The sequence below is a fragment of the Helicobacter sp. 23-1048 genome (assembly GCF_053654545.1).
Genome location: NZ_JBSIUT010000001.1, coordinates 857,667 through 879,216 on the forward strand (window position 1 = coordinate 857,667; position 21,550 = coordinate 879,216).

Annotated in this window: 19 protein-coding genes; 9 read left to right on the forward strand and 10 right to left on the reverse strand. The window is 39.4% G+C overall.

The window, feature by feature from the left end; all coding sequences use genetic code 11:
- Position 1: 1 nt before the first annotated feature.
- Complete coding sequence (locus tag ACWIWK_RS04255) at positions 2-1,369, forward strand: MATE family efflux transporter (protein ID WP_454151140.1); 1,368 nt, start codon at positions 2-4, stop codon at positions 1,367-1,369.
- 11 nt (positions 1,370-1,380) lie between these two features.
- Here ACWIWK_RS04255 and flgG read toward each other — a convergent pair whose 3' ends face one another.
- Entirely contained in the window at positions 1,381-2,169 is a 789-nt protein-coding gene (gene flgG / locus ACWIWK_RS04260; RefSeq protein ID WP_454151142.1) for a flagellar basal-body rod protein FlgG, read from the reverse strand.
- A 201-nt stretch (positions 2,170-2,370) separates the two neighbouring features.
- Here flgG and ACWIWK_RS04265 point away from each other — a divergent pair, with 201 nt between their 5' ends.
- Genes ACWIWK_RS04265 through ACWIWK_RS04285 form a run of 5 tightly spaced genes read left to right on the forward strand, consistent with a single transcriptional unit; the run spans position 2,371 to position 7,134 of the window.
- Positions 2,371-3,051: a trimeric intracellular cation channel family protein gene (locus tag ACWIWK_RS04265; protein ID WP_454151143.1), complete on the forward strand. Its 681-nt coding sequence runs from the start codon at positions 2,371-2,373 to the stop codon at positions 3,049-3,051.
- Positions 3,051-4,637, forward strand: coding sequence for a DNA polymerase III subunit gamma/tau (locus tag ACWIWK_RS04270; protein ID WP_454151145.1), 1,587 nt, complete (start codon positions 3,051-3,053; stop codon positions 4,635-4,637). Before ACWIWK_RS04265 ends, ACWIWK_RS04270 begins: the two co-directional genes overlap by 1 nt.
- Positions 4,638-4,659: 22 nt before the next feature.
- The gene (gene tsaE / locus ACWIWK_RS04275; protein WP_454151147.1) at positions 4,660-5,091 is read left to right on the forward strand and encodes a tRNA (adenosine(37)-N6)-threonylcarbamoyltransferase complex ATPase subunit type 1 TsaE; all 432 of its coding nucleotides are present in this window, start codon (positions 4,660-4,662) and stop codon (positions 5,089-5,091) included.
- A complete protein-coding gene (gene lptB / locus ACWIWK_RS04280; protein WP_454151149.1) occupies positions 5,084-5,806 on the forward strand; it encodes an LPS export ABC transporter ATP-binding protein in 723 nt (240 codons plus the stop codon). The genes tsaE and lptB overlap by 8 nt, the downstream gene beginning before the upstream one ends.
- The gene (locus tag ACWIWK_RS04285) at positions 5,803-7,134 is read left to right on the forward strand and encodes an RNA polymerase factor sigma-54 (protein ID WP_454151150.1); all 1,332 of its coding nucleotides are present in this window, start codon (positions 5,803-5,805) and stop codon (positions 7,132-7,134) included. The genes lptB and ACWIWK_RS04285 overlap by 4 nt, the downstream gene beginning before the upstream one ends.
- A gap of 1 nt (position 7,135) precedes the next feature.
- On the opposite strand, the gene nhaA is transcribed toward ACWIWK_RS04285, so the two are convergent.
- Both nhaA and trxA read right to left on the reverse strand, forming a co-directional pair.
- Positions 7,136-8,641 carry a Na+/H+ antiporter NhaA gene (nhaA, locus tag ACWIWK_RS04290; RefSeq protein WP_454151151.1) on the reverse strand — a complete coding sequence of 502 codons (1,506 nt, stop codon included), beginning with the start codon at positions 8,639-8,641 and terminating at the stop codon, positions 7,136-7,138.
- 227 nt (positions 8,642-8,868) lie between these two features.
- A complete protein-coding gene (gene trxA, locus ACWIWK_RS04295) occupies positions 8,869-9,192 on the reverse strand; it encodes a thioredoxin (protein ID WP_454151153.1) in 324 nt (107 codons plus the stop codon).
- 241 nt (positions 9,193-9,433) lie between these two features.
- Between trxA and flgE the strand changes: the two genes are divergently transcribed.
- Positions 9,434-11,587 carry a flagellar hook protein FlgE gene (gene flgE, locus ACWIWK_RS04300; RefSeq protein WP_454151154.1) on the forward strand — a complete coding sequence of 718 codons (2,154 nt, stop codon included), beginning with the start codon at positions 9,434-9,436 and terminating at the stop codon, positions 11,585-11,587.
- A 69-nt stretch (positions 11,588-11,656) separates the two neighbouring features.
- Here the strand turns inward: flgE and ACWIWK_RS04305 are convergent, their stop codons facing one another.
- From ACWIWK_RS04305 to ACWIWK_RS04320, 4 genes are all read right to left on the reverse strand, one after another.
- Positions 11,657-12,163 (reverse strand): phosphatidylglycerophosphatase A family protein, encoded by a 507-nt coding sequence (locus tag ACWIWK_RS04305; RefSeq protein ID WP_454151156.1) that lies wholly within the window; start codon positions 12,161-12,163, stop codon positions 11,657-11,659.
- 37 nt (positions 12,164-12,200) lie between these two features.
- A complete protein-coding gene (locus tag ACWIWK_RS04310) occupies positions 12,201-13,112 on the reverse strand; it encodes a response regulator (protein ID WP_454151158.1) in 912 nt (303 codons plus the stop codon).
- A 17-nt stretch (positions 13,113-13,129) separates the two neighbouring features.
- Complete coding sequence (locus ACWIWK_RS04315) at positions 13,130-14,311, reverse strand: bifunctional 2-C-methyl-D-erythritol 4-phosphate cytidylyltransferase/2-C-methyl-D-erythritol 2,4-cyclodiphosphate synthase (RefSeq protein ID WP_454151160.1); 1,182 nt, start codon at positions 14,309-14,311, stop codon at positions 13,130-13,132.
- 151 nt (positions 14,312-14,462) lie between these two features.
- Positions 14,463-15,674 (reverse strand): sugar transporter, encoded by a 1,212-nt coding sequence (locus ACWIWK_RS04320; protein ID WP_454151162.1) that lies wholly within the window; start codon positions 15,672-15,674, stop codon positions 14,463-14,465.
- An 83-nt stretch (positions 15,675-15,757) separates the two neighbouring features.
- On the opposite strand from ACWIWK_RS04320, the gene ACWIWK_RS04325 reads away from it, so the two are divergent.
- Together ACWIWK_RS04325 and ACWIWK_RS04330 are read left to right on the forward strand one after the other, a co-directional pair.
- Positions 15,758-16,267, forward strand: a complete 510-nt coding sequence (locus ACWIWK_RS04325; protein ID WP_454151164.1) for a methylated-DNA--[protein]-cysteine S-methyltransferase — start codon at positions 15,758-15,760, stop codon at positions 16,265-16,267.
- A gap of 108 nt (positions 16,268-16,375) precedes the next feature.
- Positions 16,376-17,320, forward strand: coding sequence for an aldo/keto reductase (locus ACWIWK_RS04330; RefSeq protein ID WP_454151166.1), 945 nt, complete (start codon positions 16,376-16,378; stop codon positions 17,318-17,320).
- A gap of 34 nt (positions 17,321-17,354) precedes the next feature.
- Here the strand turns inward: ACWIWK_RS04330 and hsrA are convergent, their stop codons facing one another.
- From hsrA to flgL, 3 genes are all read right to left on the reverse strand, one after another.
- A complete protein-coding gene (hsrA, locus tag ACWIWK_RS04335) occupies positions 17,355-18,038 on the reverse strand; it encodes a homeostatic response regulator transcription factor HsrA (protein ID WP_454151168.1) in 684 nt (227 codons plus the stop codon).
- 152 nt (positions 18,039-18,190) lie between these two features.
- Entirely contained in the window at positions 18,191-18,967 is a 777-nt protein-coding gene (locus ACWIWK_RS04340; RefSeq protein WP_454151170.1) for a polysaccharide deacetylase family protein, read from the reverse strand.
- Positions 18,964-21,510, reverse strand: a complete 2,547-nt coding sequence (flgL, locus tag ACWIWK_RS04345; protein ID WP_454151172.1) for a flagellar hook-associated protein FlgL — start codon at positions 21,508-21,510, stop codon at positions 18,964-18,966. Before flgL ends, ACWIWK_RS04340 begins: the two co-directional genes overlap by 4 nt.
- Between the last annotated feature and the right edge of the window lie 40 nt (positions 21,511-21,550).

Sequence of the window (21,550 nt, forward strand, 5' to 3'; positions counted from 1 at the left end):
AATGGAACACTACTACACACTCAATCAAAAACTTTCAAAAATCTTTTCTATTGCTTTGCCGAGTGCCGCTAAGTCTTCTTTTGAAGTGCTTAGTATGTTTGTGAGTTTGTATTGGATTGCTTCGTTTTCAAAAGAGCATATCATCGCACTTGGCGTGAGTATGGGGTTTATGATGATGGTTTTTGCGCTTACTACGATATTTTTTGTAGGCACAAGCGCGCAAGTGGCGCAGTATTATGGTGGCAGAAAGATAGAATCTTTGCGTGAAGTGCTTGGCAATAGTCTTGTGGTTGCACTTTTGGCTTCTATCCCAATGTGTGTGCTGGCATTTGGCACAAGCGAGTTTTACTTTGATTGGATGGGCGAGGGTGTGAGTGGAGAGGCAAAGAGATTAGGAATGGAGTATTTAAGTATTTGTGTGCTTGGGATTCCGGGAAATATCATTAGTAGCGTGTGTTTAGCAGGACTTTCTGCCATAGGTGATACAAAGCGCGTAATGTATGTCAAAGCAGTTGTCTCTGTGCTCCATATCGGACTGAATTATGTCCTTATTTTTGGGGTTGAGTTTTTGGGGATTCCGAGTTTGGAGATTTTTGGTGCGGGGTTGAGCTTGCTTATCACAAGTTATGTGGAGGCGTTAATTTTGGGTATGCTTATCTTTTATGATAAGTATTCTAAAAATAGAAAAAAGCCACTTGGTTTTAATTTTGTGCCAAATATTTTGTATTGCAAACGCATATTAGTTGTTGGATTGCCATCTGGATTGGAGCGGTTTTTGACTATTTTTTCACTTATTTTAATCCAAAAATTTATGAGCTCTTATGGAGCAGATGTGATTGCGGGATTTCAAATCGGCTCAAAGATAGAATCTGCGATTTTTATGCCCGGCTTCGCTTTTCAAGTAGCGACTATGGCATTGGTGGGGCAGAGCTTGGGGCGTGGGCGCATTGGCGTGGCGTATGATTTTATTAAGACTATTTTGGTTGTATCAAGCGTGATTATGGGGATTTTGGGCTTAGTGATTTGTATTTTTGGCGCGGAGTTTTCTAAATTTTTTAGCCAAGAATCAAGCGTGATTACACATAGCGTGTATTATTTATTAGCTGTTGGATTATCTCAAGTGCCACTTATTTGCATATTTTGCTTAGATGGGGCTTTGCGAGGTGGCGGAGCGACAAAACTTTCTTTGCTCTTGCAATGTTGTAGTATTTGGCTTTTGCGCATATTGCCGATGTCGCTCTGCGCGTATTATGAAATTGATGTGCGTGTAATTTTTGGGATTATCTTTTTAGAGACTTATATTCGGGCGGGGTGCTTTATCGCCATCTTTAAATACAAAATTTGGGAAAAGCACATTAGGAAATTTTAGATTCTAAAATTTTATCGTTTTAATCCATTGACCGTTTGCAACATAGAATCTGCGGTTTGAATTGTCTTTGAATTTGCTTCATACGCGCGTTGTCCCGTGATTAAGTCTGTCATTTCTTCTACGAGTTTGACATTGCTAATCTCTAAGAATCCCTGTCGCAACTGCCCAAAGCCATCAAGCCCGGGCACACCTACCACAGGCTCACCCGAAGCATTTGTGTTGATAAGGAGATTATCTCCAAGTGCGTGAAGTCCAGCAGGGTTGATGAAATTAACAATCTCAATTTGCCCAAGCACATTGGCTTGTGATTGATTACCCTCTAACACTGTTACCGTGCCATCTGTGCCGATGTTTATTTGCGTTGTGCCCTCAGGGATAGTGATATTAGGGATAAGTGCGTAACCATCAGCATTGACGACATTTCCCTCATTATCAAGTTTAAAGCTTCCAGCGCGTGTATAGGCGATATTTCCATCAGGGAGTTCGATTTGGAAGAATCCATTGCCTGTAATGGCAATATCAAGGTTATTTTCTGTTTCTTTTGGGTGTCCTTGAGAGAACATTTTTTGCACGGAGACAGGGCGCACGCCGATACCAACCTCAATGCCTGTAGGCGAAATGGTAGTTTCGCTTGTCGCTGTGCCCGCGTATTGTATAGGCTGATAAAACAAATCGGCAAACTCTGCGCGTTGCTTTTTGAATCCTGTGGTATTGACATTGGCGATGTTGTTTGAAGTAGTGTCAATTTGAAGCTGTTGTCCTAGCATACCTGTGGTAGCTGTATAAAGAGACCTCATCATAGTGCAATCCTTTGTTGTTCTTTCCAAATAATTTGGCGTAGGTTAGCAAATTTAGTTCCAAATATTTTAGAGAATCGCTATTTTAGATTCCATAATCCGTAAAAATATATTATAATTTCACCTTACAAATCATCTATGTAATCAACAAAACTAGCGTATGTGTTTAATATTACTAAAAAGATAAAATAGCAAAGGCAAAATATGAATATTGATGATGAAGTGCTTTTGGGCACGCTATTTACGCTAGGTATCACGGTTGAAGCGATGACAGGAGCACTTGCTGCAGGGAGGCATAAAATGGATTTATTTGGGGTGATGTTTATCGCGCTTGTTACAGCTATTGGCGGTGGCTCGATACGCGATGTGTTGCTTGGACATTACCCACTTACTTGGGTTAAAACTCCAGAATTTATCGTGCTTATTTGTGTAACGGCGATTTTGACTACAAAGATTCCCAAAAAACTTTTCCGCTTTGAAAAATTATTTTTAAGCCTTGATGCGTTAGGGCTTGTGGTCTTTACTATCATTGGCGCAAAAGTCGCACTAAGTATGGGATATGGCTTTGTTATTGCTATTACGGCTGGTTGTATCACAGGCATTTTTGGTGGAATCTTGCGCGATATTTTTTGCAATCAAATCCCTCTCGTGTTTCAAAAGGAGCTTTATGCGGGTGTGAGTATTATCGCTGCAAGTTTGTATTATGCGTTAGTCGAAGTTGTGCAATTTGACAAACTTGGCTCGGTTCTTGTTGTGCTTTTGGTTGGCACGATAATGCGTCTTTTTGCAATTCGTTATAGGCTTGATTTGCCTATTTTTGCCTATGAGGAATCTCCAAATCATAAACACGATTCCCCACATAACCAACCAAAGGGAGAGAAATAATGTCTTTAGCCCTTGCGTTAAAATATCGTCCCACTACTTTTGAGAATCTTATAGGGCAGCCAGCTGTCTCTCAAACGCTCTCTTTAGCACTAGATTGTGAGCACACTTCACACGCATATCTTTTTAGCGGACTTCGCGGGAGTGGGAAGACAAGTAGTGCGAGAATCTTCTCTCGTTGTTTGCAATGTGAGAGCGGACCTACTTCAAAGCCTTGTGGTGAGTGTCAAAACTGCAAGGCGGCACTAGAAAATCGCCATTTAGATATTATTGAGATGGACGCTGCTTCAAGTCGCAAGATTGATGATATTCGTGATGTTATTGAGCAAACCAAATACCGCCCAGCATTTGGTCGCTTCAAAATATTTATCATTGATGAGGTGCATATGCTGACAAAAGAAGCATTTAATGCCCTGCTTAAAACGCTCGAAGAGCCACCAGAGTATGTGAAATTTATTTTAGCGACCACTGACCCGCTTAAGTTGCCCGCTACGATTCTCTCTCGCACGCAGCATTTTCGTTTTAAGCAGATTTCACCGCGCCTTATCATTGAGCACATTAGTCATATTTTAGAGATAGAGGGCGTTAAGTATGAAAAAGAAGCCCTTGAAATCATCGCGCGAAGTGGCTCTGGGAGCTTGCGTGATACGCTTACTTTGCTCGACCAAGCCATTATTTTTTGTAAAAACAACATCACTACCACAGATGTAACAAGTATGCTAGGCATTGTCAATCCACAAATCTTGTATTCGCTCTTTGATTCCTTGCTTCATAGCGCAGAATTTGAGGCTGATGAAAGTCTTAGTTTGTTGCAAGAATATGATTGTGAAATGATTTTAGATGAAATGATGGTATTTTTAAAAGAGCGATTGATTGCGCGGGATAGTGAGTTTTCTGCGGTGGTGATGGATAGATTTTTTAGAATCTTGGTGGATTCTAAAACGCTTCTCTCTCTTAATACCGATGGTGGATTTGTGCTTCTTTTGACATTGTTAAAAATGCGCGAGGCATTAAAGATTAAAGATATTGATATGATGATTGCGGATTTGGAGGGCAAGATTAGCAACCCTCAAGGCACACAAAACGAACAAACTATATCGAATGCAAGTGAATCTGCTTCACAGCATATCACACCCAAGCAATCTAATATGTCTAATGTGGCGACCTCTAATGATTCTCAAAAGTTTAGTGAGCTAGTAAAAAAAATCTATGATAGAGATTATGAGTTGGGTGAGTGCTTTGAGAGAAGTGTGAGTTTTGTTGATTATGCGCAAGGCACCCTCACTTGGGAATCAAATGCTAGCAGTGAATGCAAAGAGGCTCTAAAAAAACATTTTCATATTATTAAAACCTTTGTTGATGAGATATTTGGAGTGGGGACAAAAATTAGCGTGGCAAAAAGCCAAACAAATGAGAATCATACAAACGCTCAATCAAACAATAAAGACACTATCGCTAGTGATATTCAAGGCGACATAGAGCAAAAAAGCTTTTATGATGAGCGTGATAAGGAATTTTTTCGCCAAAATAAGGATATTATCAATGGTATAGAACAGCATTTAGGCATTAAAGATGTCATAAAATCTTAAATTTCAACAAGGAGCGTTCAAAATGGAAGTGTATCAAAGTTTTACATTGGCAAAAAGCAATTTAAGTAGTTTGTGTGCGTGTTTGGAGGATTTAAATAAAAAACACCCACATATTTTTTTCTTGCTTAATGGGGATTTAGCAAGTGGCAAAACCACCTTAGTTAAAGCCTTTGTGAAAGCAAAGAGTGGCAAAGACCTCGTTACTTCGCCCACTTATAATGTCTCACAAGATTATGATGGGCAAATTTTCCATTATGATTTTTATCAAAGAGATTTTACTCATTTGCTTGAGGCTGATTTTTTAGAGCTTTTTGAGCGCGTGGGTGTTCATTTTATAGAATGGGGAAGCGAACACCTCAAGGATTTTTTAAAAAAATGCAATTTTGTGGCATTTAACATTGACATCAATGCTGGTGATTCTCAACAAAGGGAGTATATCATTTCTTATGAATAGTCTGCAGGCGCGTGAATTAAGCAAACTTATCAAACGAAATAAAATTGTCTCTAGTATTTCATTGGAGCTTAATAGTGGTGAAATAGTGGGACTTTTAGGACCAAATGGCGCAGGTAAAACCACTACATTTTATATGATTTGTGGGCTTTTGCATCCAAGTAGTGGTGAGGTATTTTTAAATGGAAAAGACATTACAAATATGCCATTGCATTTGCGCTCAAATCTTGGCATTGGATACTTACCGCAGGAATCTAGTATTTTTAAGGATTTGAGCGTGGAGCAAAATTTAATGCTTGCGGCTGAAGCGAGCATTAAAAGCGCAAAAGAGCGTAAGATTCGCATAGAGCAAATGCTTGAGGAATTTAATATCGAGCCAATTCGTGGGCGAAAGGGTGTGAGCCTTAGCGGTGGAGAGAGAAGACGCGTAGAAATCGCCCGTGCATTGGTAAAAAATCCAAAGTTTATTTTACTTGATGAACCTTTTGCTGGAGTCGACCCAAAGGCGGTGGTGGATATTCAAAACATTATTGTAAAACTCACAAAGCTAGAAATTGGAGTGTTGATAACCGACCACAATGTGCGTGAGACACTCTCAGTCTGCCATAGAGCCTATGTGATAAAAAGTGGCTCATTGCTCGCAAGCGGGAATGCAGATGAAATCTATCAAAATGCTTTGGTGCGAAAATATTATCTCGGGGAGCATTTTAAAGTATGAGTGTAGGCGGAAAATTACGAAGTAATGTAACCATAAAACCGCGTTTATCACAAACGCTGAAAAATTGGTTGCCTATTTTGCAAAGCGGGGCAAATGAGATTGAAGAAGTGCTCCAAAATTACAGCGAGGAAAACCCCTATGTCCAAATCCAATCTCAACGCACACAATCCATAGCACCCAACAAACAAGGTAGTGGCAAAAAAACCCAAAGTCAAAAAAACTCTATAACTGACAAAATAGAATCTCTTAGCGTAAGTGAGCAAGATTTGTATGAATTGCTTTTTGAGCAAATTACACCAAAACTTTTCCCTACAACAGATTCTCAAAAGATTGCGCATTGCATTATTGAGAATCTTAATGCAAGTGGATTTTTAGAGGGGGACATAAACGAGTTGGCTGATGAGGTTGGCGTGAATGTGGAGGACTTTGAGCGTGTGAGGGCGAGATTTAGTTATTTAGAGCCTTGTGGAGTGGGCGCGCGCGATATTGTAGAATCATTGTATTTTCAACTTCAAGAGAGTGATTTAGATGGACAAGCATTTGAACTTGCCATAAAGATTATTAAAGATTTAGAAAACCATAAAAACTTCAAAAATCACCCAGAGTATGAAAAAGTAATGCACACTATTAAGAGCTTTAAGAATCCTCCAGCATCAGATTTTAGTGAAAAGGTCCCAGAAGTTATCCCAGATATTTTCATCTTTGAACGACTTAAAGAAGATTCGTTGCAACATATTTATGAACTTGATGTAAGTGTGAATGATATGTATTACCCTAAAATTGTGATTGAGCACCAAGATTTTGGCGCGCAAAAAGAAGCACAAGAGTTTTTTAAAACAAAGATTAAAGAAGCAAAAGATTTGGTTGATGCGCTTGATATGCGCAAGGCTACGATTCTAAAAATCGCCCTAGCCCTAAGAGAGAATCAATACGATTTTTTTAAAGGTGGTGAAATCCGCCCGATGAAGCTAAAAGATATAGCTCAAGATTTGGGTTACGCTCCTAGCACGATTTCGCGAGCCATTGCCAACAAATATTTAGAATGCGATAGAGGGATTTTCCCCATTAAGAGCTTTTTTACCGCAGCTATTGATAGTGATACTTCAAACGCCTCGATAAAGGATTATATTTTAGGGTTAATCAAAGATGAGGATAGGAAAAAGCCCCTTAGTGATTTAAAGATTCTAAAAATCGTAGAAGAGAAGTTTAGCGTGAAAATGGTGCGCCGCACGATAACCAAATATCGCCAACAACTTGAGATAGCAAGCTCAAGTGAGCGAAAAAGACTTTATGAAATCGAAGTGGAGCGCATTCCAGCTACAAAATAGTTTAAAAAAGTGATGGTTGAGCGGGCGATTCTTGGTCTTTTTGTTCTGGTTTATCGTTCCTTGTGGCAATCGCCATTAACACTATGCCAAGTATCACGGCAATGCTTGAGGCGATTAAAATTGAAATTTTTGACATATCAATAGCACTCATATCATCTGTATAAGCCAAGTTTGCCACAAATATCGACATTGTGAATCCAACGCCAGAAATCGCTCCAACAGCAATAATGTGAAAATTGCTCAAGCCATCTGGGCGCACGGAGAGCTTGAGCTTCTCTCCTAAAAATGCAAAGAGGAAGATTCCAATGGGCTTGCCAATGACTAAGCCAAAAATCGTCCCAAGCATCACACCATCAAGCGTTAATTCAATATGAGAATCAATGCTTACGCCTGCATTCATAAACGCAAAAATAGGCACGATAAAATACGCGCAAATCGGCTGAAGTGCGTGCTCGATACGCAAAAGTGGGTTTTGAGCGTAGCGTGAATAAGTGCCAATGCTATCAAGCATATAGACAAGCTCACTTGCTTTTGCCATATTGACATTTCTAGCACTAGGCGATGAAGTCATAAAGCTTTTGATATTAAGCCAAGTGGATTTCCAAAAACCTATTTTTTCCCTTTCTTGGATATTAGTTATATCCGCGCCATCATTAGTAACGCGCTTTATGCGTTCAAATTCACCAAGCATATTAGCAAAATACTTGCGATTGACGCGCGTCCTACCCGGAATGGCAAAGGCGAGAATCACTGCAGCGATGGTTACGTGGATTCCACTAAATAAGATGCACACCCATAGCACAATGCCAAGTAAAAAATAAATAGAAATATATTTGGTGTCGCGGTAATTGCAATATCCCAAAAGCCCAATCACTATCAATGAAAGATAAATCCAAAACATATCGATGTGTTGAGAGTAAAAAATTGCAATGACACTTATCGCGCCCAAATCATCTGCCACTGCAAGCGTAACAAGGAAAATTTTAACAATTTTTGGCACACGCTCACCAAGCATAAGAATCACACCAAGAGCAAAGGCTGTATCCGTGCTCATTGCGATACCAAAGCCCTTTTCAAAAGGCGTGCCAGAAGTAAATTGCAAATAAAGCACAATGGGTGCGATGATACCACCAATAGCCGCCAAAACAGAAAAACTCACTTTCTTAAAGCCTGCCAGCTCGCCATAGAGCACTTCTCTTTTCATTTCCAAGCCGACAAGCAAAAAGAAAAACGACATCAACACATCATTGACAAAATGCACGAGTTCAATCTTTGGCTCAAAGTTGCCAAGTGCGATTCCTAATTCAAATTTTTGTAGCCAAAAATACACTTCTTTATATGATGAGTTTGCTATAAGCATTGCAAAGAGCACGCATACGGCAAGTAACACACCACCAAATGATTCGTGCTTGATAAAAAGGGTAAGTCCATTTTGGAGCTTATCTTTAAGATAGGAATAGCGGCGAGTGGTATTTACACCATTGCGCTGAGATTGCGTTTCTACCATTTGAACCCTTAGAGTTAAAATATCTTTGCAAGGCTTGCTACTAAGATTTGAGTGTTTGTATTGTAAGCAAACATTGAAAAAATATTTTATTAAAGAACTTGGTAAAAGTTTGTATCTAACTTGCCTTTAACTCCTAAGGCACAAATGTCAAGGTAATAGTCTTGTTCAATGTGAAAGTTTCGACTTTCTAGATTCTATAAATATTATAGAATCTAGTTTGATAAAGCCTAACCATTAAGCACATTGTTGAGTTTTTCTTTTAACGCACTCTCACTTACTGCGCCAATAATTTGGTCAATCACTTCACCATCTTTAATGAAAAACATTGTAGGAATGCTACGCACGCCAAACTTTGCTGCTAGATTCCCTTCTTCATCGGTATTAACCTTGCAAATTTTTGCCTTGCCCTCATACTCTTCAGCGAGTTTATCAATCACGGGTGCTAGCATTTTACAAGGACCACACCAAGGTGCCCAAAAATCTACCAATGATATGCCACTTGAAATCTCTTGGTCGAAATTACTTTCTTTTAATTCGATATATTTTCCCATTATTTTCTCCTCATAAGTTTAATTTAACCCTTTTGCGGATTTGTCCTTGCATTATAACAACAAAAATTAACATTTTAGGATTTTTTTGCAAGAAAAACTATCATTTTAGGGCACAAATATCCACAAATAAATGACAATATTTTATAAAAATGATATGGGATTTTTTATGATAAAGTGAGGTTCTTTTGGAATAAAACTTGCTTTGCTCTTAACATTGTAAATTCTCTAAAAAAGGATAGGTATGTTACGCTCGTTATGGTCTGGTGTTAGCGGTATGCAGGCACATCAAATTGCTCTTGATGTGGAAAGCAATAATATCGCCAATGTAAATACGGTTGGTTTCAAATACTCACGCGCTTCATTTGTGGATATGCTCTCTCAAGTTAAGCTTATTGCTACTTCCCCTTATAAAAATGGTTTGGGTGGTATGAATGACTTCTCCGTAGGTCTTGGTGTGAGTATTGAGGCGACTACAAAGGTATTCTCACAAGGAAACACACAAAATACTGATGTGAAAACAGATATTGCTATTGAGGGCGATGGATTTTTTATCATCAGCCCTGATAGAGGCACTACACACAACTATACAAGAAATGGCGAGTTTCTCTTTGACGCAAATGGGAATCTCGTAACCACAGGTGGATATGTAGTGCAAGGTTGGGTGCGTGGAGCATTACAGAGTGAAGAGACTGCTAATATGAGTGAATATGATTTCTTTAGGGTTGATAATACAGGACCTGTGCGTAATATACAAGTAGACCCCGGTATGGTTATGCCAGCGCGCACTACTTCGACCGTAACGCTTCGTGCTAATTTGAACGCTGGTAGGCGGACAGAAGCACCAATGGATATTGCTGCGCTAGATTCTACTACTTATACCTCTGCTAATGGGGAAGAGCCAATGTATGACTCAAGAGGACGAATGACGCAAGTGGGCGAGGACCTTGGTGTGCTCTTTAATGGCGATGGCGATGCGTTTGCGCTCAATGAGAATCAAGGCATTTGGGTAAGTTATAAAAACTCTATCATTCGTCATAATGTCGTGCCGACTGCCGAAGTGAGCACCATTAGCATTAACGGCGAAAATATTAGCTTTAGCAATGATTCTGGATTATCTGGAATGAGTAGCTTGCTTGCGGCACAAAATGCTATCAATGGGTATCGCGATAAAACAGGTGTCGAGGCGTATGTGGATAATGGCGTGCTACGCTTAGAAAATAGAAATATGCTTGATGGTGGTGAAAAACTTAAAAACATTAGAATCACAAAAGGTGGCACAGGTGTTTTTTCAGAGTTTAAAGAGGGCGAAGAGGATATTACAGCATTTAGATACCGCTATACTTTTGCGAGCGATGCAGATTCTACCACAGGGCAATTTAGGACGACAGAGGATTTGCGTGCGCTTATGCAATACGATGCAAATATGATTAAAAACCCAGAAAAAGAGTATAAAGAAAGCACAGCAAGCGTGTCTGTAACGGTGAATAATTATGGAATGTTTGAAATGCTTAATAAAGATGATGGCACTGATGAGAGACGCAATCTTAATATTTATGTGAGCGCACACGCATCTGGGCAGGTAACAACCAATGTATTGTTTAAAGAAACAATGCGTGCGCTTAATAGCTCTCAATTCCTTGAGGGAGGCACACCTATTTCATCTGGCAAAATTTATAAATCAACTCACGCCACAAGTGTGGATATAGTCGATAGTTTAGGAACTAAACACAACTTGCGTTTTGAGTTTTGGAAGACTGGTCCTGCGGAGTGGAACTTTAGGGCAGTTGTGCCTGAGCCTGCGCAGTTTTTAGGGGGGACAGCGCAACGACCTAATATTTTTGAGGGTGGTAGAGCGAGCTTTAATAGCGATGGAAGTTTGGCTGGTATGAATCCACCTGTCGTGCAATTAGACCCTAAAAATGGAAGTAATCCTATACGAATTGAGCTAAAGTTTGGAGCAAATCAAACTTTTGGTGGCTTGACAAGTGTGGATAAAGTCTCTGAAACTTATGCGATTAACCAAAATGGCTACCAAGCGGGAGACTTAATGGATATTCGCTTTGATTCTAATGGGACATTGCTTGGTTCATTTAGTAATGGTAAATCTATCGCTCTGGCACAAGTAGCAATGGCAAACTTCGCTAACTCCGCAGGTTTGCAAGCTGAGGGCGGAAATGTGTTCTCTCAAACAGGTAACTCTGGCGAGCCAATGATTGGTGCTGCGAATACAGGGCGTAGAGGCGGTGTCTCTGGCTCAAAGCTAGAGATGAGTAATGTAGATTTGTCCCGCTCGCTTACGCAACTTATCATTGTGCAACGCGGATTCCAAGCAAACTCAAAAGCTGTAACAACTTCAGACCAAATCCTTAATACACTTCTTAACCTTAAGCAGTAATTTTATCCATACAAGAGCTTTTTGGTGCTTTTGTATGGTAGGGGGAGAATCTAAGTGGATTTTCTCCACTTAAAAATTAAGCTCAAAATACACGAATCCAAATTCTAATAACATAAAAGAGATTTTCGCACACGCTCCACCAAGCACGCCAGCGAGTGCATCATCGCCCACGACACCAAGCCCACCACGAACTTCTCTATCAATCTTGCCAATAAATGATGGTTTGGTAATGTCAAAGATTCTAAAAAATACAAAACATAGTCCTATCGCTATGGTTTGGGCTAAAATATTCATTTGAGTAATGTCAAAAAAACTCATTGCCATCCACATTCCTACCAACTCATCAATGACAATGCGTTTATCATCGTGTTTGCCAACTTGCTTTTCATAAATATCAATTTGTTTTATGGCGATTAGCCCAACCAACACCGCGCTTAAAAAAAGGCTTTCTTGAGAGAGCAATAAAAGAGGCAAGCCTAAAAAAATACTAACAAAACTTCCTATCGTGCCCGGGGCAAATCGAGACTTCCCACTGAAAAGCACCGATAAAAATGCTGCTCTAATCCCCCAATCCACGCAAACTCCCTAGCAATCCACACAAATCTCATATTTGTTAGTCTAAAAATTCTTTTTTACGCATAAGTCCGTATTTTTTGCGCTTTTCCCATAGGCTTTTGGGACTCATACCGAGCTTTTTAGCAAGTTCTACATCTGGATAACGATTCTCAAATTTTGCAATAATGATTTTTTCATATTCTTTAATCGATAAAATGTCCCCGCCAATTTCTATCGCACTAGAATAACTCGAAATATCCACCACTTGTGGAAATGATATAGCTTCGTTAGATACGATAGATACAATGCAACTGCACTTTCCAATAAGTTCTAAAAACTCTTTCATTTCAGTTTTGTTGAGTTCTTCTAGGTTAGTAATGTAAAAGACTTTGTTTTTGTTTGGTTGAGATTTAAAAAGTTGCCTCCAACGCTCCTCTTTAAGGGTGAGAAATTCAAATTTGATATTACGCATTCGCGCGTATCGCATAGCATAAATATCCGCGCTACGCTGAGAGTTGGTTTTAATAATAAAAGAGGGATTATAAGATATTGGGTTTGGAGTGGAGAGTTCCTTTTCGACAAAAGAAAAGTAATTGCAGTAAAATTCCACTTCGCTCTTTAAGTCTTTATAGGATTTGTAATGTTTAATTTTGCGTGCAAGCTCTTCGGTGATAAATGGCTTGATAATGTAATCAGTGATACCACTTTGCAATGGCTTTATAATGGTGTCATCATTCGCATAAGGCACGAGCAAAATGATAATCGCCTCTGAATGCGTGCGCACTAACGCAAGATAATCTCCCTCAATCGCACTAAAAGAAGCAATCACTACATCAAATTTCTTGCGTTCTGCAAGTTTTTCCATTTCTATGATGTTTGATACTACCTCACACTCAAACCCAAAATCACTCAACTTATTGACAATGCTTTGCGCCAAATATGTCTCATTTTCAATAATCAAAACTCTCAAAACCCATTCCTCCTAACTTAATGTAAAAATTTATGCCACGCGATAAAGCGTAAGCAGGCATTTGCATTCACAGCGATACCCTCACTCCGCCCAATAAAGCCAAGTGATTCTGTCGTGGTAGCTTTTATGCTGACTTTTGATTTGGAAATATCAAGAATCTGAGCGATTCGCTCCTGCATACGCGCTTTGTATGGGGTAATTTTAGGAATCTGTGCCATAATAGTAATATCTACATACGACACTTCAAAGCCCACACTTTTGGCATATTGCAATATTTCTTGCAAAAGAATCGTAGAATCTGCGCCTGCAAACTCCTTAGCACTATCGGGGAACCACTGCCCAATATCCCCCGCGTTTATCGCGCCTAATATAGCATCACAAAGTGCGTGTAGCACTACATCGCCATCGCTATGCGCCTTAAAGCCTACATTAGATTCTATACGCACTCCTCCTAGCACCATTGTTTTGCCCTTTTCAAAGGCGTGCACATCAAATCCACTCCCCCAAAAACTTTCATTGCTCGGTGGTGTTAAAATTGCAGAATCTCTAAGGTTGCTATCATCTAAGTGCGTAAAAAACGCCAAATCTTCGTAGTTTGTCAGTTTTTTCAATAAAGGACTACCTTTGATAAAATCAATATTTTTCCCCAATGTGTGGATAGCTGAACTCTCATCGCTAAACTCATCTCCTGCTTGCAATGCCTCGCGCAACACATTTGTCTTGCTTAATTGTGGGGTTTGGATAAGTTTAATATCCTCGCGTTGCAAATATCGTCCCTGATAAAATGCCGTATCTGGCACATTTATATATGGCACTGCACAAGAAAAATCTGCATTTGAGGTGCATTCAAGTAGCCTTGTAACCACAGATTTATCGACAATACAGCGCGCGACATCGCTTATTAGGACAAATTCACTTTTTACCTCTTTTATGGCATTTCTTACGCTTTCACATCGACTTTTACCGCCAAGCACGATAGTATGATGGCTTAAATTTTTCATATATTCATAGTCTTTTTTGCTTGCTGTGATGATAATTTCATTAAATTTATAGAGTGCGCAAAAATCTTGGAGGACTTTTTGCCAAAGGGCTAAATCGCCTACGCGCAGCCATTGTTTTTTGATTGGGAGATTCTCATCTGCACAAAAACGCGTAGAATCTCCAGCAGCCATAAGGATTAAAGCGATTGATTGCGACATTGCATTCCTCGTAAAAAACTAAAAAAGAATTTTTTTGTGTATTTTAGTATAAAAAAAATCAAAAAAAACTTAAATTGTTACTAAATTATACATTTATTGACTTTAATTTGTAGTGAAGAGTGAAATCACTCGTTAAGTGATGTGTGAGTGCTTATTTTTTAGGGAATCTTTTGCTGACAAATCGATGAAATACCCGCGCGAAAGCCATTTTCCGCATAAAAAATATACACGCTCCAAATGCAATGCAACCACCAATATATCCAATGCCCTGCAACGCGATATTTTCACTAATAAGCCCGCCGATAAGTGCGCCACCACCAATTCCTACATTATAGATTCCAGAGAAAATTGACATTCCAACGGCAGTGGCTTTAGTCATTGAGAGTGCGGCAATAGTTTGGGATTGAAATACAAGGTTAAAGAGCATTATCGCGAGCCCCCAAAACACACACAATATAATGATACCGACCTCTGTGAAACTTAAAAGGTGGAGCAAAAGCAAACTTGCGCTAATCCCAAAAAGACAATAAAACACAAAAATGCGGTGGTATCTTTCATAAAATTTTGAAAACAAAAATCCAGCCAAGATTCCCATTACACCAAAAAGCATTAGCACAAATGTAATAATTGCAGAATCTAACTCCGCGCATTTAGCCAAAAATGGCTCAATATAACTATACGCTGTAAAATGTGCGGTAATAATAAAGGCAGTAAGCAAGTAGATTTTACGCAATGGTTTGTTTTTAATGAGGGTTGGAAGTGTGCTAAGTGTGATAGAATCTGTGTTTGGCATCGTGGGGAAGACACGCCAAAATACAATCATCACGAAAAATCCTGCCACTCCAATACAACCAAAGCTCGCCCTCCAATCCATATAAAGCCCGACAATGCGCCCCAATGGCAACCCAGCACTAAGGGCTAAGGAAGTGCCAACAATAATACAGCTAAGCGCAAGAGATTGCTTGCCTTTGGGTGCAGCTTTTACTGCCATTATCGTGGCGATAGACCAAAAAAGCGCGTGAGAGAGTGCCACGCCAATGCGCGAAGCCATTAGCGTGAAAAAATCCTGCGAGAGAGCCGAGAGAATATGAGAGAGCACAAAAAAGGCAATCACACCAAGCATTAAACGCTTTAACTCCATTTTTGAAAATATTATCATCAGCGGAAGTGAAGCGCACGCTACGACCCACGCATACATTGTGATGAGGATTCCAGCGTTTGCTTCACTTATGCCAAAGTCATTAGCGATTGCACTTAATAGAGCGATTGGGATAAATTCGCTGGTGTTAAAGATAAATGCCGCACACGAAATCACAATGACGGGCAACCACGCAAAAAATGTGTTTTGAGAATCTTTTACCATTTTGCCTCTAAATATATATGAAGAAATAAGTAGCGCGTATTGTAGCAAAACTGCTATAATGCAAGTTTATTTTAGGAAATAAAATGCGACAAAACATACAGAGATTCTATAATTCTCCTCTTGGCTATCTGCATTTGCAAAGCGATGGAGAAAGCCTTATTGGCTTGACATTTAGCGATTGCTTGAATAAATCTCATAAGGATAAAGAAGAGCCTTGCAACGCACTAAAAAAGACGATAAAGTGGTTAGATATATATTTTAGTGCGGAGATTCCCACATTTATACCACCAATAAAGATTCAAAGTGGTTCTGCCTTTGCACGCGAAGTATGGGAGTTGCTCCTCCAAGTCCCCTATGGGCAACTTAGCACTTATGGCGCACTTGCAAAACAAATCGCACAAAAGCACAATATTGCAAAAATGTCTGCTCAAGCCATTGGCAGAGCTGTGGGAAGTAATCCAATCGCTATTATCATTCCCTGTCATCGCATTATTGGGGCAAATAAGAATCTTGTAGGCTATGCTGGTGGGATTGAGAAAAAAATTACCTTACTTCAAATTGAAGGTATTGATACAACAAAGTTTAGATTCTAAAGGCTTGCATTTTATTCTTGTTAAATTTACTAAAATTTTTATATAATCATTAGCACATCTGCAACTTACAATAAAATTTTTGCGGTGAATTTATTTAAGGAGATTCTAATGAAAGAAACACAAATGACACACACACTCTCTCGTAGAGAATTTTTCAAAACTTCAGCGACTTTTACTTTGGCTGGCGTTGCTCTTGGCTCGCCGATGTTAGCATTTGGCGCAAGCCCAAAATCAGGCGCAAAAATGCAATTTAGCACGCTTAATGATGGTAGGCAGATTCCACTTGTGGGTTTTGGCACTTCGCGTATGAATGGTGCAGAATGTCAAAAGGCTGTGGAAAGTGCTTTTGGAGTGGGGTATCGCCTTATTGATACAGCACAAATGTATAATAACGAAAGCGATGTGGGAAATGCCATAAAGACAGCCCTTAATGGCAAAAAAATCAAACGCGAAGAAATGTTTATCACAACGAAACTCTCAAGCGATATGAGTTATGATGAGACACTAAAATCCACAGAGCAATCACTCAAAAACCTCCAAATTGATTATGTTGATTTATTGCTTATTCACAAAAACTACAAACGCTCCAAAGATATGTATAAAGCAATGGAAAAACTTCAACAAGAGGGCGTGATTAAATCACTAGGAATCTCAAACTTCGCCCCAAATGATTACAATAAGTTTATTAAAAATTGCAAAATAATCCCAGCAGTCAATCAAATGGAAACACATATATTCTTCCAGCAAACCGCTTTACGCAAGGCAATGCAGGCAAGTGGCACAAAGTTAGAGGCGTGGAGTCCTTTTGCAAATGGCAAAAATGACTTTTTCAAAAATGAAACGCTCACCAAAATCGCCAAAAAGCATAAAAAAAGTGTCGCGCAAGTCGCGCTTCGATTCTTAATTGAGCAAGATATTGTCGTGATTCCTAAAAGTTCAAAGGTTGAGCGTATGAAAGAAAATATCAATATATTTGATTTCGCCCTTGATGATGAGGATAGACAAACTTTAATCGGGCTTGACACAAACGAGCCGTTGTTTAAGTGGTTTTAGTTATTTTCAAGAATCTAGCTTAAACCTTATGGCTTTAAGCTAGCTCGCTTGGTCCTTTTGGATAGCAAAATCGATAACCGCGTCTGCGCACCGTTTCAATAGTGCTAATGCCTAGTGGTTTGTCCATTTTTTGGCGGATTTGATTGATAGCCACTTCAATGACATTTGGTGTTACAAGCTCTGGTTCTTCCCAAATGGCATCAAGAAGTTGCTCTTTAGATACGACTTGGTCTCGGTGGCGAGCAAGGTAGATAAGCACCTCAAAAGGCTTGCCTTTGACATCGACTTCCCTGCCTTTGTATATGACTTTTTCCTCATCAGGGTTGATACTGAGTTCTTCAATTTCAATCACACTCGTATCCCATACTTTTAGTCGTGTTTTTAGTCGTGCGATGAGGGGTTGTATATCAAGTGGTTTGGAGAGGAAGTCATCAGCACCACTTTGAAATGCGCGTATTTCGCTTTCTCCATCGGGTTTATTGGCAATCACTACGACAGGTGTGCGCGCATTTTTTTCTTTTACTTGTTCTAAAACTTCTAAGCCCATACCATCAGTAAAGAGCCAACCACTTAAAACTAAGTCATAATTGCGAATGCCAATGTAGTAGCCTCCGTCTTTGAGATTCTCTGCGACATCTGTTTGATAGCCATTGGCGTTAAGTGCTTTACTCAGTTCCTTTGTTAAGTTTGTATCGTCCTCTATGATTAAAATCCGCATTACCTTTCCTTTGTAAAATTTTGTGGAATTGTAGCACAAGCAAAGCTAAATGTATTCCAAAACTTAAAGTTTCCTTTAATTTTGGATATATATTCGTGTGGGACGAACTTTTATAGCTTATGTTATGGTTGCGATGTGAATGAAGTAAGAGATTATAAAAGAAAACTAAAAAGTTTGTAACTTAGGCTATTTGCACAAATAGCAAGTTGTTTTTTAAACCCAAAAAAGCTATTATTTGCGTATAAAAGTTTATTGCTATCAAGGTTGCCATCGCAAAAATTTTGCCCAATTTCCTGCGTGTAAAATGATTGTAATCCCATTTTTTTAGCTGTGCGTAGTAAGTTTTGGTCGTATTCACCACGAGGCCACAAAAGATGAGAGGTTATCACGCCTAAATGTCGTATGATTAAATCAATAGAGAGTTGCAAATCCTCGTGGAAAGGTTTATTGACAAAATTATCAAGCCGATAAGTGTGTGTCATTGTCCCAAAGCTCACCACATCATTCATTTTTTTTAGCTCTTCCCAAGTGCAAAACATTGCGCGAGGGTTTTTGGTAATTTCTAGCATTGCCTCATCGTGTGGAATCTCTATGGCATTTATGTTTGATTGTCCTTCTAAAGATTTTTTCGAGGATTCATCAATCCATTCTGTGGCGATAAAAAGTCCAGCCTTTAGCCAATAATGCTGTAAAATAGGATACGCATTTTCATAAAAATCTCTCCATCCACCTTCAAATATAAGAAGCACACTGCGAGGAGGATTTGGTTCGTTGGATTTTTTGAGTGTGAGATATTCATCAAGGCTTAAAAAATTATACCCCTTTTTTCGCAAATACATCATTTGCTGCTCAAAGGCACTGACACTAATGCTGTGAGAATCGTTAATATCTCTAATATGTTCATAACGGATAATTGGAATATTTTTCATAGGAAATTCACCAAAGACATTTGATTGATACGACTTGTGCTATTAAGCACGGCGTTATAATTATTTGTAAGATTGGCAAAGTGATTGTAAGTCGCCGCAATATCTGTGCCGATATTATCACCTTTGATTCCAGAAATTTGCATTTTTAAAACCTCGTTTCTATGGATTGCATTTTCAAATGCTCTGCCGTGAGAGCCATTAAGGGCTATCATTTTTTCAATATGGTCGCTATAATGATTAAACCGCTCGATACTATTTTGTATGCCGAGATTACGCATATCTTCAGAGTATTCCCTATCAAATGGATTTGGGCGATAGATTCCCTTTCTCACCGCATCAATCATAGCATCAACTCCTTCAAAAAAATTTAAATCTGGCTCATCAATGGTAATGGCGTTATTAGCATTAAAGGCAAGAAATGTAGTATCGTGGCGCAACGCAGATTCCGAAAAATCATTGCTATTTTGGTTGTAAATCATAAAATCCATTCGTGTAACAGAGCGCATTTTATCATCAATTTCTAGCTTGCCTTGCCTGTTGAGATTTACCTCTACCTTTGATTTTGTGGCTTGCAAGAGGTTTTCATACGCCCATTTTGCTTCTTGTGTGGGGTTGCCCTTTTTTATCGCTCCAGCTTGCTTGTAAAGTTTTGGGTCGGTATTTGAGTAATTAAGTGCCACAGCAATAGCGTCCATTAGCTGGCGATATGTGAGGTCATCAGCTTTTGTAATGCTTACCACAGGAGGCTCATCGTGTGGATTATACAGCGGGATAGCCACCTCTTCATCATCATTTTGGAGGATTAAAAATGAGCCTTTTTCGTTGCTTAGCTCGATTCTCGCATTGACTTTTACGCCATTGTGGTCTGCGAGCTTTATATTGTAAGTTTGCCCATCAATGCTACCGCCTGCCACTTCAGAGAGTTTTGTCTCATCAGTGGCGAAGCCCGTTCCATTATTAAGCACTTGAGAGACATTTGAGATAAGTTTCGTGCCACGATGTTCAAAGGCTAATCTATCATACTCAGCTGTGTAATCACTCCTTAATCCAATCATAGGCTCTCCAAGCTCATTATAAGTGCTTAGGACTAGACTAAAGCCACTTTGTCCATTAAATGGTGGATTTTTCATATCATTGTCTTTGTTTCTCACATTGTGGTCTCTAAAGACAATTTCACCATTGGTAATTTCCCCATCAAGATTCCCACCAAAATGCTCGCTTACTCGTTTGATGACATCACGCACTTCTAAGCTATCATCAATGACAATGCGCAATTCCTCAATGGGTTCTTCATTGATTTTCCCATCATCAGTGTTTGGGCGCGTGCCAGAGAATACGAGCTCTTTTACACCATCAGCTACGACATCACGCATTTTTGTGGCACGCACCGCCACCTCGTTATTTTTGGTAAGGAAAGTAGTTGGAATCCTATGCACCCTGTAATCATAGTTATCACGCACGCTCACAATAGAATCTTGGCTAAAAGTGCCTAAAAATGGACTTTTTTGAAAGCTCGTAACCCGTGCGCCTATGCGTGCTAGCTCATCGACATTTTCTACATCTTTATCACTAGAGATAAGGTGAAATTCTAATTTAGAGTTTCCTGCTATAAGATTTTTAATCTCAATCTGCCCCCACGCATTAAGCGTTACATCTACGACTTTTGTTTGTGAGGTATTCCCAAATTCTTTCCCAATCTTATCGAGCAAATCTTGCACGGTGCTAGCGTTTTTTTCATCAATAAAACCCACATCAAGCGCAAACTTAGCTTTAAAACTCTCACCATCTGGGCGCACACCACGCATATAAAAATATTCTTTGCCATCATTGCTTGGATTTCTATCATCATCACCAATCAAATCACGCAATCTATCTGTCGCTTTGATATAAACTTCCTCTGGCACATCACCACGGCGGATTCTATCCATAATGTCTGGGTTGAGTTTGCTTTGGTTGAGTTTGCGAATGTTGGTTGAAATGCTCTTATGCCAATCAGAATCTCGTGAGAAAAATAACTCATTCCCCGTGATATTATATTGCATTAGATTTTGCGAGCTAATGAGAGTTTGAAGAATCTCATCGTTGCCTTTATATTCGCCCTGTGGAGTAAAAGGACGCATTTTTACATTGCTTCCAGAGAATATAAATTCCCCCCCAATGGAAGTATTAGCGACATTTATCATATGGTCTCTTAGCTTTTCTAAATCTTTGGCGATGGCTTCGCGTGAAGTAGGCGAATGAATGTCGTTTGCCGCTTGGATAAGTTTGGTGTTGAATTTCACCATTGTCTCAGAGAGCTCTGATAGGGCTTTATCCGTATTGAGCGTGCGGGTGTAGGCAGTTGTCGCATTATCAATGCCTTGAGCTAAGCCAAGCTCCTCATAATCAAGCTTTAGATTCTGATTAAAAACCGAGCTATCTTGGTAGCCGTATTGAATCTTAAGCCCAGAAGCGATTTGAGTATTGGTTTGATTGAGCTTTTTTTGCATAGCATTTTGGTAGTAATTCATTTGGTTGTATTTTGTGCCAAAAGTAATACGCATACACTCTGCCTTTGTTTCTAAAATCTCTTTGCGGAATCTA

Coding starts and splice junctions, on each gene's coding strand:
- ACWIWK_RS04255 (WP_454151140.1), top strand. CDS start 2: ATGGAACACTACTACACACTCAATCAAAAACTTTCAAAAATCTTTTCT.
- flgG (WP_454151142.1), bottom strand. CDS start 2,169: ATGATGAGGTCTCTTTATACAGCTACCACAGGTATGCTAGGACAACAG.
- ACWIWK_RS04265 (WP_454151143.1), top strand. CDS start 2,371: ATGAATATTGATGATGAAGTGCTTTTGGGCACGCTATTTACGCTAGGT.
- ACWIWK_RS04270 (WP_454151145.1), top strand. CDS start 3,051: ATGTCTTTAGCCCTTGCGTTAAAATATCGTCCCACTACTTTTGAGAAT.
- tsaE (WP_454151147.1), top strand. CDS start 4,660: ATGGAAGTGTATCAAAGTTTTACATTGGCAAAAAGCAATTTAAGTAGT.
- lptB (WP_454151149.1), top strand. CDS start 5,084: ATGAATAGTCTGCAGGCGCGTGAATTAAGCAAACTTATCAAACGAAAT.
- ACWIWK_RS04285 (WP_454151150.1), top strand. CDS start 5,803: ATGAGTGTAGGCGGAAAATTACGAAGTAATGTAACCATAAAACCGCGT.
- nhaA (WP_454151151.1), bottom strand. CDS start 8,641: ATGGTAGAAACGCAATCTCAGCGCAATGGTGTAAATACCACTCGCCGC.
- trxA (WP_454151153.1), bottom strand. CDS start 9,192: ATGGGAAAATATATCGAATTAAAAGAAAGTAATTTCGACCAAGAGATT.
- flgE (WP_454151154.1), top strand. CDS start 9,434: ATGTTACGCTCGTTATGGTCTGGTGTTAGCGGTATGCAGGCACATCAA.
- ACWIWK_RS04315 (WP_454151160.1), bottom strand. CDS start 14,311: ATGTCGCAATCAATCGCTTTAATCCTTATGGCTGCTGGAGATTCTACG.
- ACWIWK_RS04320 (WP_454151162.1), bottom strand. CDS start 15,674: ATGGTAAAAGATTCTCAAAACACATTTTTTGCGTGGTTGCCCGTCATT.
- ACWIWK_RS04325 (WP_454151164.1), top strand. CDS start 15,758: ATGCGACAAAACATACAGAGATTCTATAATTCTCCTCTTGGCTATCTG.
- ACWIWK_RS04330 (WP_454151166.1), top strand. CDS start 16,376: ATGAAAGAAACACAAATGACACACACACTCTCTCGTAGAGAATTTTTC.
- hsrA (WP_454151168.1), bottom strand. CDS start 18,038: ATGCGGATTTTAATCATAGAGGACGATACAAACTTAACAAAGGAACTG.
- ACWIWK_RS04340 (WP_454151170.1), bottom strand. CDS start 18,967: ATGAAAAATATTCCAATTATCCGTTATGAACATATTAGAGATATTAAC.
- flgL (WP_454151172.1), bottom strand. CDS start 21,510: ATGCGTATTACTTTTGGCACAAAATACAACCAAATGAATTACTACCAA.